The organism is Agrobacterium sp. (genome assembly GCF_059499945.1).
Genome location: NZ_JCABZP010000016.1, coordinates 153,712 through 167,169, shown reverse-complemented (window position 1 = coordinate 167,169; position 13,458 = coordinate 153,712). Strand labels below are relative to the sequence as shown.

General features: G+C 59.7%; 11 protein-coding genes. 7 read left to right on the top strand and 4 right to left on the bottom strand.

The genetic code is table 11. The features are described from left to right. Nucleotides 1–20 precede the first annotated feature (20 nt). From AC5I5B_RS20140 to denD, 3 genes are read right to left on the bottom strand one after another with little or no spacing between them, the layout of a single operon-like run. Nucleotides 21–1,805, bottom strand: coding sequence for an IlvD/Edd family dehydratase (locus AC5I5B_RS20140; RefSeq protein ID WP_080864123.1), 1,785 nt, complete (start codon nt 1,803–1,805; stop codon nt 21–23). A gap of 9 nt (nt 1,806–1,814) precedes the next feature. After that, entirely contained in the window at nt 1,815–2,717 is a 903-nt protein-coding gene (locus AC5I5B_RS20135; RefSeq protein ID WP_111834625.1) for an NAD(P)-dependent oxidoreductase, read from the bottom strand. Continuing rightward, entirely contained in the window at nt 2,714–3,700 is a 987-nt protein-coding gene (gene denD, locus AC5I5B_RS20130; RefSeq protein WP_111834624.1) for a D-erythronate dehydrogenase, read from the bottom strand. The genes AC5I5B_RS20135 and denD overlap by 4 nt, the downstream gene beginning before the upstream one ends. A gap of 199 nt (nt 3,701–3,899) precedes the next feature. On the opposite strand from denD, the gene AC5I5B_RS20125 reads away from it, so the two are divergent. The 6 genes from AC5I5B_RS20125 to AC5I5B_RS20100 all read left to right on the top strand — a co-directional run bounded on the left by AC5I5B_RS20125 (nt 3,900) and on the right by AC5I5B_RS20100 (nt 10,424). Beyond that, nucleotides 3,900–5,345 carry an FAD-binding oxidoreductase gene (locus tag AC5I5B_RS20125; RefSeq protein WP_111834623.1) on the top strand — a complete coding sequence of 482 codons (1,446 nt, stop codon included), beginning with the start codon at nt 3,900–3,902 and terminating at the stop codon, nt 5,343–5,345. Between the two features lie 117 nt (nt 5,346–5,462). Beyond that, nucleotides 5,463–6,179 carry a FadR/GntR family transcriptional regulator gene (locus AC5I5B_RS20120; RefSeq protein ID WP_003505172.1) on the top strand — a complete coding sequence of 239 codons (717 nt, stop codon included), beginning with the start codon at nt 5,463–5,465 and terminating at the stop codon, nt 6,177–6,179. 203 nt (nt 6,180–6,382) lie between these two features. After that, nucleotides 6,383–7,543 carry a fumarylacetoacetate hydrolase family protein gene (locus tag AC5I5B_RS20115; RefSeq protein ID WP_003505175.1) on the top strand — a complete coding sequence of 387 codons (1,161 nt, stop codon included), beginning with the start codon at nt 6,383–6,385 and terminating at the stop codon, nt 7,541–7,543. 21 nt (nt 7,544–7,564) lie between these two features. Next, the gene (locus AC5I5B_RS20110) at nt 7,565–8,095 is read left to right on the top strand and encodes a TRAP transporter small permease (protein ID WP_003505177.1); all 531 of its coding nucleotides are present in this window, start codon (nt 7,565–7,567) and stop codon (nt 8,093–8,095) included. Between the two features lie 4 nt (nt 8,096–8,099). Further along, nucleotides 8,100–9,377 carry a TRAP transporter large permease gene (locus tag AC5I5B_RS20105; RefSeq protein ID WP_003505178.1) on the top strand — a complete coding sequence of 426 codons (1,278 nt, stop codon included), beginning with the start codon at nt 8,100–8,102 and terminating at the stop codon, nt 9,375–9,377. Between the two features lie 39 nt (nt 9,378–9,416). Then, entirely contained in the window at nt 9,417–10,424 is a 1,008-nt protein-coding gene (locus AC5I5B_RS20100; protein WP_060727351.1) for a TRAP transporter substrate-binding protein, read from the top strand. A 107-nt stretch (nt 10,425–10,531) separates the two neighbouring features. Here AC5I5B_RS20100 and acs read toward each other — a convergent pair whose 3' ends face one another. After that, a complete protein-coding gene (gene acs / locus AC5I5B_RS20095) occupies nt 10,532–12,484 on the bottom strand; it encodes an acetate--CoA ligase (RefSeq protein ID WP_111834622.1) in 1,953 nt (650 codons plus the stop codon). Between the two features lie 233 nt (nt 12,485–12,717). On the opposite strand from acs, the gene AC5I5B_RS20090 reads away from it, so the two are divergent. After that, nucleotides 12,718–13,419 (top strand): DUF1013 domain-containing protein, encoded by a 702-nt coding sequence (locus AC5I5B_RS20090; RefSeq protein ID WP_026363744.1) that lies wholly within the window; start codon nt 12,718–12,720, stop codon nt 13,417–13,419. Nucleotides 13,420–13,458: the final 39 nt, after the last annotated feature.

The following is a 13,458-nucleotide window of genomic DNA, read 5'->3' as shown; positions in this document are numbered from 1 at the left end:
GGGATTTTTGTCAGGTGCGATCAATGATTGTGCCGGGGCATCTTCTCGGCGATCCGGCGGAAATCCGCAGCTCCTTCCAGAACCGCGCCGTCCGAAAGCTGGGTCACCGACTGACGATAAATGCGCTGCCAGGGCGTCGCATCCGCGGGAACAGCGGGAATGCCGTCAGCCTTGCGGGCCGCAAGCTCCTCATCCGGCACCAGCGCATTGCACTCGCCTTTGTTGAAGTCGATGCGGATCACATCGCCCGTGCGGAGCCATGCCAGCCCGCCGCCTGCGGCACTTTCCGGCGAGGCGTTGAGGATCGACGGGCTGTCCGCCGTTCCCGATTGCCGGCCATCGCCGATCGTCGGCAGGCTGGTGATGCCTTTTTTCAGGAGCGCATCCGGCGGCTGCATGTTCACGACCTCAGCCGAACCCGGCCAACCGAGCGGCCCCGCACCACGAATGACGAGAATGGTGCGTTCGTCGATATCGAGAGATGGATCATTGATGCGGGCGTGATAGTCTTCCGAACCATCGAACACCACACATTTGCCCTCGAAAATGCCCTCGCGGCCCGGCTCGCTCAGATAACGCTGACGGAATTCCGCCGAGATAACGCTCGTCTTCATGATGGCGAAATCAAACAGATTGCCCTTGAGGACGAGGAACCCGGCCCGTTCCTTGAGCGGCTTATCGTAAGGCAAGATCACGTCGCGGTCGGTCGATTCCCGCCCGTCCAGATTTTCCGCCACCGTTTTGCCGGTCACGGTCGGACAGCTTCCCTCGAGCTTGCCCGCTTGCAGAAGCTCCCACATGATGGCGGGCGTACCGCCGGCGCGGTGGTATTTCTCGCCCAACCATTTGCCGGCGGGCTGGACATTGGCAAGCAGCGGAATGTCGTAACCGTGGACCTGCCAGTCCTCTTCACGAAGCTCGACGCCTGCATGCTTGGCCATTGCTGCCAGATGCGGCTGGGCATTGGTCGATCCGCCGATTGCCGAATTGACGCGGATCGCGTTCAAAAACGCCTCGCGCGTCATGATGTCGGAAGGCTTGATATTCTCGACAACCAGTTCGACGGCGCGGCGGCCGGTGCGATAGGCCATCTGGCCGCGTTCGCGGTAAGCGGCCGGGATTGCGCCGCAGCCGGTCAGCGACATGCCGAGCGCTTCGGCAATGGCATTCATGGTCGAAGCCGTGCCCATGGTGTTGCAGTGACCGACCGAAGGAGCGGATTCGAGCGCCGCCTGCAGAAATTCCTCGCGGGTGATTTCACCGGCGCCGTATTTGCGGCGCATGCGCCAGATGACGGTACCGGAACCAACGAGATCACCGTCATGATACCCGTCAAGCATCGGCCCGCCAGATAGAACGATGGCCGGAATATCGACGGTGCTTGCCGCCATCAGCGCCGAAGGCGTGGTCTTGTCGCAGCCCGTGGTCAGAACGACGCCGTCGAGCGGGTAACCGTAGAGCACTTCCACGAGGCTGAGATAGGCCAGATTGCGGTCAAGCGCCGCCGTCGGGCGCTTGCAGTTCTCGAACATCGGATGGGTCGGAAACTCGATGGGAATACCGCCCGCATCGCGGATGCCGTCACGCACCCGCTTGACCAGTTCCACATGGACGCGGTTGCAGGGCGTCAGGTCACTGCCGCTCTGGGCGATGCCGATAACCGGCTTGCCGGAACGCAGTTCTTCCGGCGTCACACCGTAATTCATGAAGCGCTCCAGATAGAGCGCCGTCATGTCGAGATGGTCAGGGTTGTCGAACCAGTCCTGGGACCGCAGGCGGCGCATGGGTGTCTTGTCGTCGCTCATGAGATCGCTTCAGCCCTGTTCGCGGTTGTTGAGTTTTTCGAGGTAAAGCAGGATGCCGCTATGGTCGATATCCGCCCCGCCATCGCCGACGAAATCATCGAATTCCCGCGTCACCTGCTGGGTGAGCGGCAGGGTAAGTGACAGGTCCTTCGCCGTTGCCAGCACGCCGTTCAGATCCTTGAGCTGGAATTTGGACGGACCGCCCGGCACGAAATTGCGCTTCACCATGCGTTCGCCATGCAGTTCCAGGATCCGGCTTTCGGCGAAACCACCACGTATGGCGTTGCGGAAACCTTCACGGGATGCACCGCCCGCTTCCACCAGCATCATCGCCTCGGCAACCGCGCCAATGGTGATGGCAACGATCTGCTGGTTGGCGAGCTTGCAGAGCTGGCCGGCACCCGAGGGACCGACATAGGTAAGCCTGCCCATCGGCGCGAAGACATCCGCAAGATCCGAGATCAGCGCCTCGTCGCCACCGGCCATGATGGCGAGCGTACCGGCTGTCGCGCCCGGCACACCGCCGGAAACCGGCGCATCGATGTGATGAATGCCCAGCGCCTCAAGCCGAGATGCATGTTCACGCGCGATCGGCGGCGCAATCGAGCTGCTGTCGATGACAACAGCGCCCTTTTTCAGCGCTTCGGCCACACCAGCCTCGAACAGCACTTCGCCCACGGCCTTGCCATCGCTCAGCATGGTGATGACGATATCGGCACCCGTGGCGGCTTCGGCCGGAGATGCCGCGAGAACGGCACCATCGGCAACCAGAGCCTCGGCCTTATCAACGCTGCGGTTCCAGACTGTGACCGCAAAGCCAGCGCCCAGCAGGCGTCGGGCCATCGGCCCGCCCATCAGGCCGGTGCCGATAAAGGCAACCGACCGCTTCTTCTCCTCCCCGCCAACACTCATTTCAGTGAACCTCCCAGCTCGTCCTCGATATGAACCTGAATGATCTCTTCGAAGGAGCTTTCAGCCGTGAAGCCCAGCTCCCGGGCGCGCTTGGCCTCAAAACCGGGCGCCCAGCCCTCACACATGCGCATGATCATCTCGTTCGGCTCGCGGCGGATGAGAGCGACAGCCTTTTCGCCCGCGACCTTGCGCAGCGCTTCGATCTGTTCGCCGACGGTGGCGCTGAGACCCGGCATCGACAGGTTGCGGCGCGGACCGACCTTTTCGACGTCGATCGTGGCGCCATGGATGAGGAAACCGACAGCGGAACGCGGCGAGGCATGCCAGTGGCGAATGCTTGCCGGCACCGGCAGAACCGCTTCCTGGCCAACCAGCGGCTCGCGCAGGATATTGGAGAAGAAGCCGGAGGCAGCCGCGTTCGGCTTGCCGGGACGAATGCAGATGGTGGGCAGGCGAATGCCGATACCATCGAAGAAACCGCGACGGCTGTAATCGGAGAGCAGCAGTTCGCAAATCGCCTTTTGCGTACCGTAGCTGGTCAGCGGCGTGGTGTGGAATTCATCCGGGATCGGATAGGGGAGCGGCGCACCGAAGACGGCGATCGACGAGGTGAAGACCACGCGCGGCTTGTAACCATCCTTGCCGTTGGCAATGCGGATGGCGTCGAAGAGATAACGCGTGCCATCGAGATTGATGCGGTAGCCCTTGTCGAAATCGAGTTCGGCTTCACCGGACACGATGGCGGCAAGGTGAAAGATGACATCGGGGCGGGCTTCGACCAGCTTTTCGGCCTCGCCCGGCGCGGACAGATCGGCCGCGCGCGCATCAACCGCACCGGAGAAGCCGGCGGGCGCTTCAGGCTGAAACACGTCGATAAGCGTGAACCTGTCGATCGACTTGCCGCCAAGCGATCCGTCCTTGACGAGACGCTGCGTCAGCTTGCGGCCAACCATACCTGCGGCGCCGATGATTGCGATATGCATGTCTTCCTCCTCTTTGTCCCGGTCATTCTCCCGAGACCGAAAAATCACCATCGGCCAGTCGACCGATAAATTAGCTTGTAAGGTTGTCTGATAACCTTATATGATCGAGTTGAAAATAGTATTTTTTCACAAACCGGCAAAAGCAAGGGTGAAAGAGCCCTGTCCGGAAATTTAGGGCGGATTGGACGGAGAGGGTGGAATGACGATCGTGAGCGAACACGATATCGAGGAATTGCGGTTCTCGCTGAAGAACAGGCTGGGCGAGGCTTTGCTGCTGACATCGCAGGAAGACATGCTGCGTTATTGTCGCGACTGGCACGGCGACGTCACAAGTTCGGCCGTGGCCGTGATCCGCCCCCGATCGACCAAGGAAGTCTCCGACACCGTTCGCGCCTGCGCCGAACTCGATCTCGCCATCATTCCCCAGGGGGGCAATACCGGACTGGTGCTCGGCGGCATTCCCGATGCGCCGAAGCGTCAGGTTGTGCTGAGCCTTGAGCGCATGAACGCCATCCGCACCATAGACAGCGACGATTTTTCGGCTGTCGTCGAAGCGGGCTGCATTCTGTCGGAATTCAAGGATGCGGTGCAGGACAAGGGAATGTTCTTCCCGCTGTCGCTTGGCGCACAGGGCAGCTGCCGCATCGGCGGCAATGTTTCCACCAATGCCGGCGGCATCAACGTTCTGCGTTACGGCATGACCCGCGAGCTGGTGCTGGGTCTCGAAGTGGTATTGCCTGACGGCAACATCTGGAACGGCCTGTCGACGCTGCGCAAGGACAATCGCGGCATTGACCTGAAGCAGCTATTCATCGGCGCAGAAGGAACGCTCGGCATCATCACCGCCGTGTCCGTCAAGCTTTACCCCAATCCCGAACATGTCGAGACGGCGCTGCTCGGCCTCAATTCGCTTGACGATGCCATCAAGCTTTACCGCCGCGCCCGCCGCGAATGCTGCGACCTGATGTCCGCCTTCGAATTCATGCCGCCGGTTGCCTTCACACTGGCGATTGAGGCGATCCCCGACCTCAAAATGCCGATCGCCGGCGATTACCCGGCCTATGTGCTGATGGAAATTTCCGGCTCCGGTTTGGTGGACACAGCCGACCTTATGGGGCGTTTCCTAGAGGGCGTCATGGAAGACGGGCTGGTGCTGGACGGCGTCATCGCCTCCTCGCGGGCACAGGCGCAATCGCTGTGGCTCTTCCGCGAGGGCATGAACGAAGGTCAGGCGCTGCGCGGTTCCCATATGCGCACCGATATTTCGGTGCCGCTGTCGAAACTTGCGGCCTTCGTGGCCGAAGCCGAAGCGGAACTGGCGGAAAAACTGCCGGAGTGCCTGGCGGTTTCCTACGGCCATGTCGGAGACGGAAACGTCCACCTCAACGTGCTGCCGCCGAACGGCGCGACGCCGCAAGAGCGCGAAGCGTTCATCTATAAGTCCAAGACACTCGTTAACGAGGTCCTTGACCGCTATGTCGGCAGCATCAGCGCCGAACACGGCATCGGCCGCCTGAAGCGTTCCGATTTCGAAAGCCGGCTATCCGATGTGCAGCGCCGGATGATCACTGGCCTTAAAAACACGTTCGACCCCGATTTGCGGATGAATCCCGGTTGCCAGATAACCCTGCAACCGGATAGCTAATCGAGGAACGGCAAAGGCGGCTGAAAACGCCGCCTTTGAAAACCCCGTTGACGGCGAAGGAGGAAGTCGCCTGCCGCGGGAAAAAGAACCAATCGTTTCTGTGGAACGGGAGCAACCATGACGCTGGAGTTCAATCAGATACATCGCAACGACCATCTGCCCGGCCGGATCGCCGCGGAGATCGCGCGCGAAATCAATGATTCGAAGCTCGGCCCGGGCGACAGGCTGCCAACCGAACATGTTCTGGCGAAGACCTTCGGGGTCAGCCGCTCGGTCATCCGCGAAGCGATCGCGCAATTGCGCAACGAGGGGTTTGTCGAAACCCGGCAGGGTGTGGGCGCATTCGTCACCGATCCCCGGCAGAGACTATCCATCCGCATCGAACGCTCCCGGCTGAACGACCCGGAGAATTTCCGCGATCTTTTCCAGCTTCGCATGCCTCTGGAAATAGAGGCAGCGGGTCTGGCCGCACTGCATCGCAGCCCACAGCAACTGACGCGGCTGGCGGCCGCTTTGGAAAAGATGAAAACCGCCGATGACTGGTCAACGGAAGGCGTTGCTGCCGATCTCGACTTTCACCGCATTCTGGCGGAAGCGACGCAGAACGAATATTTTCTGATGTTCCTCGGCTTCATCGCGGAACGCATCAGTTCCGCGATCAACATCGCATTCTCCCGCGCGGTTTTTGGCGAAATTCTCGAGGTGACGATCGCCGAACATGTGGCAATCTATGAGGCCGTCGAGAAGGCAGACGCCGCTGCTGCCAAGAACGCCATGCGCAAGCATCTGATCGGCGCCGCAAGCCGGGTCAATCTCGAACTGGATATCTTCTAAGAGCAGCGAAAGACCACGCCGGCAAAGCTATAGGACAGGTTTACGGCTTTCCGGGAATTGAGACGCGAAAGACGACAAATTTGTCGGCAAGGCCGCTAGACTCGTAGCAAAAGTCATACTAAGAAGAATGGGATTAAGTTGTCAGACATCCAGACAATAAGACCGCAGGAGGCGGCCTGTCGGATGCTGAAGGGGAGGACTACATGACCGGCACAAGGTCCATCGACGCTACTGCAATTTTGCCTGAAGATTTCGAAAACGCGCTGCTCGTCGGCCGCGTCTGGTCGAAAAGCGAGGGCGGCCCCTGCCCCGTCCTGCTCAAGGGCGGCGTGCTTTATGACCTCACTTCGCTTTCCCCGACCATGTCCGAACTTCTGGAAAACACGGATCTGGTGGAGCGGCTCGCCGACACCGGTACATTCGTCGCACTCGGTGCGCTGGAGGCGTTTCTGGACGGTTCCGCCGGCGAACTTCTTGCCCCCAATGACATTCAGGCCGTCAAGGCTGCAGGCGTCACCTTTGCCGACAGCATGCTGGAACGGGTGATCGAAGAGCAGGCCAAGGGCGATCCGCTGCGCGCGCAGGAAATTCGCGGGCGGCTGGCCCCGGTTCTCGGCGACAATCTCAAGGGACTTGAGGCCGGCTCGGAAAAAGCCGCCGAAGTCAAGAAACTGCTCCAGGAAATGGGCCTGTGGTCGCAATATCTGGAAGTAGGTATCGGCCCCGATGCGGAGATCTTCTCCAAGGCGCAGGCCATGGCCTCGGTGGGCTGCGGCGCCCTGATCGGCGTTCACCCGAAATCGCAGTGGAACAACCCGGAACCGGAAGTGGTGCTGGCCATTACCTCCGATGGCCGCATCATCGGCGCAACGCTTGGCAACGACGTCAACCTGCGCGATTTCGAAGGCCGTTCCGCCCTGCTGCTCAGCAAGGCCAAGGACAACAACGCCTCCTGCGCGATCGGTCCTTTCATCCGCCTGTTCGACGGCAACTTCACCATTGAAGATGTGAAGAAGTCGCAGATCTCGCTTCTGGTCGAAGGCGAAGACGGTTTCACCATGACGGGCGCCAGCCCCATGGAGGCGATCAGCCGCACGCCGGAAAACCTTGCGTCGCAGCTTTTGAACCGCAACCATCAATATCCTGACGGTGCCGTCTTTTTCCTTGGCACGATGTTCGCGCCGGTAAAGGACCGCCATGGACCAGGTCTCGGTTTCACCCATTCAAAGGGGGACCGTGTCGAAATCTCCACGCCCAAGCTCGGTAAGCTGATCAACTGGGTCACGACGACTGACGAATGCCCGGAATGGACATTCGGCACCGCGGCCCTGATGCGCAACCTGGCGAAACGAGGGCTGCTCTAGATATTTCTTCGGGAGGGGAAAATGCAAAAGACCATCAATCTCTTTTACCGGATTCTCGAAATCATTCTCGTCCTGCTGCTCGCCGGCATGTCGATCATGGTCTTCGTCAACGTCGTCATGCGTTACTCGATGAATTCCGGCATCAACGTCTCGGAAGAACTGTCGCGCTATTTCTTCGTGTGGCTGACCTTCCTCGGCGCCGTGCTCACCTTCCGTGAGAACAGCCACATGGGCATTGAAACGCTGGTGATGTTCCTGTCGCGCCGTGCCCGCATCGTCTGCATGATCGCGTCGAACATCATCATTCTGGCCTGTTCCGCCATCTTCTTCTGGGGAACCTGGAAGCAGTCAGGCATCAACGCCAGCATGCATGCCCCCGTCACCAAGCTTTCGATGATCTGGGTCTATGGCATCGGCATGTTCACCGGCGGCCTGATGTTCATCATCGCGCTGGAACGCCTCTACCGTCTTTTGACGGGCCGCGTGACAGAGGACGAAATCGCCCAGTTTGCGGGCGAGAACCTGACGATCGAACAGCTTTCGGAGCGCTGATACCATGACACTTCTCGTTTTTGTCGGCTCTCTCCTGGGAGCCATGGCGATTGGCGTTCCCGTCGCTTTCTCGCTGATGTTCTGCGGCGTCGTGCTCATGTGGTACATGGGCATGTTCAACACTGCGATCATCGCCCAGAACATGATTTCGGGCGCGGATACCTTCACGCTGCTGGCCATCCCGTTCTTCATTCTGGCTGGCGAATTGATGAATTCGGGCGGCCTGTCGCGCCGCATCATTGATTTCGCCATCGCCTGCGTTGGTCATATCAGGGGCGGTCTCGGCATCGTTGCCATCGTGGCGGCCATCATCATGGCCAGCATCTCGGGTTCGGCGGCAGCCGATACCGCAGCCCTTGCCGCAATCCTCATCCCGATGATGGCGAAGGCCGGTTACAATATTCCGCGCTCCGGCGGCCTCATCGCTGCAGGTGGCATCATCGCACCGGTGATCCCCCCGTCCATGGCCTTCATCGTTTTCGGCGTCGCCGCAAACGTCTCGATCACCCAGCTCTTCCTGGCAGGTATCGTTCCCGGCATTCTGATGGGCATTTCGCTGATCGTCGCCTGGCTGATCGTCGTTCGCAAGGATGACATCAAGCCGCTGCCGAGAACCACAGCCAAGGAACGTCTCGTCGCAACCGCCCGCGCCGGCTGGGCGCTCGGCATGCCCGTCATCATCCTCGGCGGCATCAAGGCCGGCATCATGACACCGACGGAGGCCGCCGTCGTCGCTGCCGCTTACGCGCTGTTCGTCGGCATGGTGATTTACCGCGAACTGAAGCCGGCGGACCTGTTCCACGTGCTTCTGCGCGCCGCCAAGAGCACCTCGATCATCATGTTCCTCGTCTGCGCTGCACTCGTCTCCGCGTGGCTCATCACGGCGGCGAACATTCCGAACGAAGTCGCAGGCTATATCGAGCCGCTGATCGACCGTCCGATGCTTCTGATGATCGTCATCATGGTGTTGGTCTTCATCGTCGGAACCGCGCTCGACCTGACCCCGACCATCCTGATCCTGACGCCTGTTCTGATGCCCATCATCAAGCAGGCAGGCATCGACCCGGTCTATTTCGGTGTACTCTTCATCATCAACAACGCCATCGGCCTGATTACCCCTCCGGTTGGCGTCGTGCTGAACGTCGTCAGTGGTGTCGGCCGCATCCCGCTCGGCAAGGTCACAATCGGCGTCTGGCCGTTCCTCGTCGCCGAAACCATCGTGCTGGCGCTGCTGGTGATATTCCCTGACATCGTCATGGTTCCGCTGCAGTACCTTCGTTAATCGATACTTTTTCTCGACCACAATCCAAGGGAGGATATTATGAGAAAGCTTCTTCTGACCACTACAGCGATTGCCTTCGCCGTTGGCGCCGCTGCCCCGGCAATGGCCGAATTCAACAGCCGTAACATCCGCGTTTCGAACGGCATCAACCAGGACCACCCGGTTGGCAACGGCATCAAGGCCATGCAGGCCTGCCTCGATGACAAATCCGGCGGCAAGCTGAAGCTCACGGCATTCTGGGGCGGCGCGCTTGGCGGCGACCTTCAGGCAACGCAGGCCCTGCGCTCCGGCGTTCAGGAAGCTGTCGTAACCTCGTCCTCGCCGCTCGTCGGCCTCATCCCGTCGCTCGGCGTCTTCGACCTGCCGTTCCTCTTTGCGAACGACAAGGAAGCCGATGCCGTCATGGACGGCGCCTTCGGCGACATGATGAACAAGAAGCTGGAAGAGCAGGGTCTCGTGAACCTCGCCTACTGGGAAAACGGTTTCCGCAACCTGTCCAACTCCAAGCATGCCGTGAACAAGTGGGAAGATTTCTCGGGCCTCAAGGTCCGCGTGATGCAGAACAACATCTTCCTCGACACCTTCCAGAACCTCGGCGCCAACGCAACGCCGATGGCCTTCGGTGAGGTGTTCTCGGCGCTTGAAACCAACGCGATCGACGCACAGGAAAACCCCTATGTTACGATCGACACCTCCAAGTTCTACGAGGTGCAGAAGTACATCACCGAGACGAACCACGCCTATACGCCGTTCCTCTTCCTCTTCTCCAAGCCGATCTTCGACAGCTACACGCCCGAAGAGCAGACGGCCCTGCGTGAATGCGCAGTCGTCGGCCGTGACGAAGAACGCAAGGTCATCCGCGAACTGAACCAGAAGTCGCTGGAAAAGATCAAGGCTGCCGGTCTCGAAGTGAACACGCTGTCTCCGGAAGAGCAGACCCGTATTCGCGAAAAGTCGATGGTCGTGTACGAAAAGCACAAGGCTGAAATCGGCGCTGACGTCGTTGACGCCGTTCTGGCGGACCTGAAGAAGATCCGCGGCCAGTAATCCTTACCGGATAAAATTGAAAACACCCGGAGGTTCCACCTCCGGGTGTTTTTGTTTGTGAAAATGGCCGACAGAAAAAAGGCTGCCGAAGCAGCCTTTTCAAAAGATCACGCCGTGCGGTTCTGCCGGTTGGCGATGAGGTCTTCGACCACCGCCGGATCGGCGAGCGTCGATGTATCCCCCAGCGCACCAAAGTCGTCCTCGGCGATCTTGCGCAGGATACGCCGCATGATCTTGCCGGAACGGGTCTTGGGCAGGCCCGGCGCGAACTGGATCTTGTCAGGTGTCGCAACCGGCCCGATCTCGTTGCGCACGTGTTTCACCAGCTCCTCGCGCAGCGCATAGTCGCCATTCTGGCCCGCCATCAACGTGACATAACAATAAATGCCCTGTCCCTTGATGGGATGCGGATAACCGACCACGGCCGCTTCCGAAACCTGATGATGCGACACCAGCGCCGATTCCACTTCGGCCGTGCCAAGGCGATGACCGGAAACGTTCAGCACGTCATCGACGCGGCCGGTGATCCAGTAATAACCGTCCTCATCACGACGGCAGCCGTCACCGGTGAAGTATTTGCCCTTGTAGGTCGAGAAATACGTATCGATGAAGCGCTGATGATCGCCATAGACGGAGCGCGACTGGCCCGGCCAGCTGTCGATGATGCAGAGATTGCCGTCAGCCGGCCCTTCCAGCACGTTGCCTTCGGCATCGACAAGTTGCGGCTGCACGCCGAAGAACGGCCTCGTCGCCGAGCCGGGCTTCAGATCGGTCGCGCCCGGCAGCGGCGAGATGAGAATGCCGCCGGTCTCCGTCTGCCACCAGGTGTCGACGATCGGGCTCTTGTCTTCGCCGACCACATGGTAATACCACTCCCATGCTTCCGGGTTGATCGGCTCACCCACCGTGCCGAGAAGACGGATGCTGGAGCGCGACGAGCGCTGAACGAACTGGTCGCCCGCCCCCATCAGCGATCTGAGCGCCGTCGGCGCCGTGTAGAAGATATTGACCTTGTGCTTGTCGATGACTTCCCAGAACCGGCCCTGATCGGGGAAGTTGGGAACGCCTTCGAACATCAGCGTCGTCGCGCAATTCGCTAGCGGCCCATAGACAATATAAGAGTGTCCGGTGACCCAGCCGACATCGGCGGTACACCAAAAGACCTCTCCATCCTTGTAGTCGAAGACATATTCATGCGTCATCGACGTATAGACGAGATAACCACCAGTCGTGTGCAGCACGCCCTTCGGCTTGCCGGTAGAGCCGGAGGTATAAAGGATGAACAGCGGGTCTTCAGCGCGCATCTTCACCGGCGGGCAATCCGGCTTAACGGTGGCGATTTCCTGATGGTACCAGATGTCGCGGCCGGGAGCCCAGCCGGTCTTGCCGCCGGTGCGGCGCACCACCAGAACCTTGTTGACGATGACATATTGCTTGGCGGCGATATCGATCGCCTTGTCGGTGTTTTCCTTGAGCGGGATAGGCTTGCCGCCGCGCACGCCCTCATCGCAGGTGATGACGAAGGTGGACTGGCAATCGACGATGCGGCCCGCCAGCGCTTCGGGCGAAAAGCCGCCAAAGACGACCGAATGGATGGCGCCGATGCGGGCGCAGGCGAGCATCGCATAAGCCGCTTCGGGTATCATCGGCATATAGATGGTGACGCGGTCACCCTTCTTGACGCCGTGCTTCTTCAGCACATTCGCAAGACGGCAGACATAATCATAGAGCTGGTTATAGGTGATCTTCTTGTCGATATAGGGGTTATCGCCTTCCCAGATGATCGCCGTGCGCTCGCCATGCGTCTTCAGGTGACGGTCGATACAGTTATAGGAGACGTTGGTGAGGCCGTCCTCGAACCACCTGATCGGCACCCTACCCTTGAAGGACGTATTCTTGACCTTGGTATAGGGCTTGAACCAGTCGATCCGCCGGCCGTGCTTGTCCCAGAACTTTTCCGGATCCTCGACGCTCTCCTGATACCATTTCTGGTAACGCTCATTGTCGATGAGCGTGCGGGCCTTCGCCGATTTGAGCACCGGGTAGATTTTGGCAGACATGAACTCCTCCTGGAACCAGATATGGCTAGATATGCGTGACCTTGAGACTCCCACCTCAGGCATGTGTTGAATTCATAGCAGTTCAAATGCGCACGGCAATTAGACAAAGGTCATTTGTTTCGCAAAGAATTGCAATTATGATGCAATCCGGTTATAGAGCGCCAATATCCCGGAAATCAGTGGTTGATACCACGCCCGCGACACCGGCGCGGACGGACAGAAGGACTGTATCTATGGCTCAACAATTGCTCATGCCAAAAGCTACGGCTGTATGGCTGGTTGACAACACCGCGCTGTCGTTCGATCAGATCGCCACGTTCTGCAAACTGCATCCGCTTGAAGTCAAGGCAATTGCCGACGGTGAAGCCGCGCAGGGCATCAAGGGCCTCGATCCGATCGCGACCGGACAGCTTTCCCGCGACGAGATCGCCCGTGCCGAAGCCAATCCGAACCATAAGCTGAAGCTTTCCGAGCCGAAGGTCCGCGTGCCGGAATCCAAGCGCCGTGGCCCGCGCTACACGCCGGTTTCCAAGCGTCAGGACCGTCCGAACGCTATTCTCTGGCTCGTTCGCAACCACCCGGAACTGAAGGATGCGCAGATTTCGCGTCTCGTCGGCACCACGAAATCGACGATCGAGCAGATTCGCGACCGTACCCACTGGAACTCGGCAAACCTGACGCCGATGGATCCGGTAACGCTCGGCCTCTGCAGCCAGATCGATCTCGACCTTGAAGTCGAACGCGCCTCGCGCGGCCGCCCGCTGCCGACAGCCGAAGAGCTGGACAACACACTGCAGCCGGCAACCGTGACGGAAGGTCTGGATTACAACTTCCAGCGCGAAGAAGACGAACAGATCGACGCCGATGCGGTCTTCAAGAAGCTCTCCTCGCTGAAATCCACGCAGAAGGACGAAGACGAGGACGATCAGTACTGATCGTCGTTTTCGAATGCTTGAAACCCGGCCTCAGCGCCG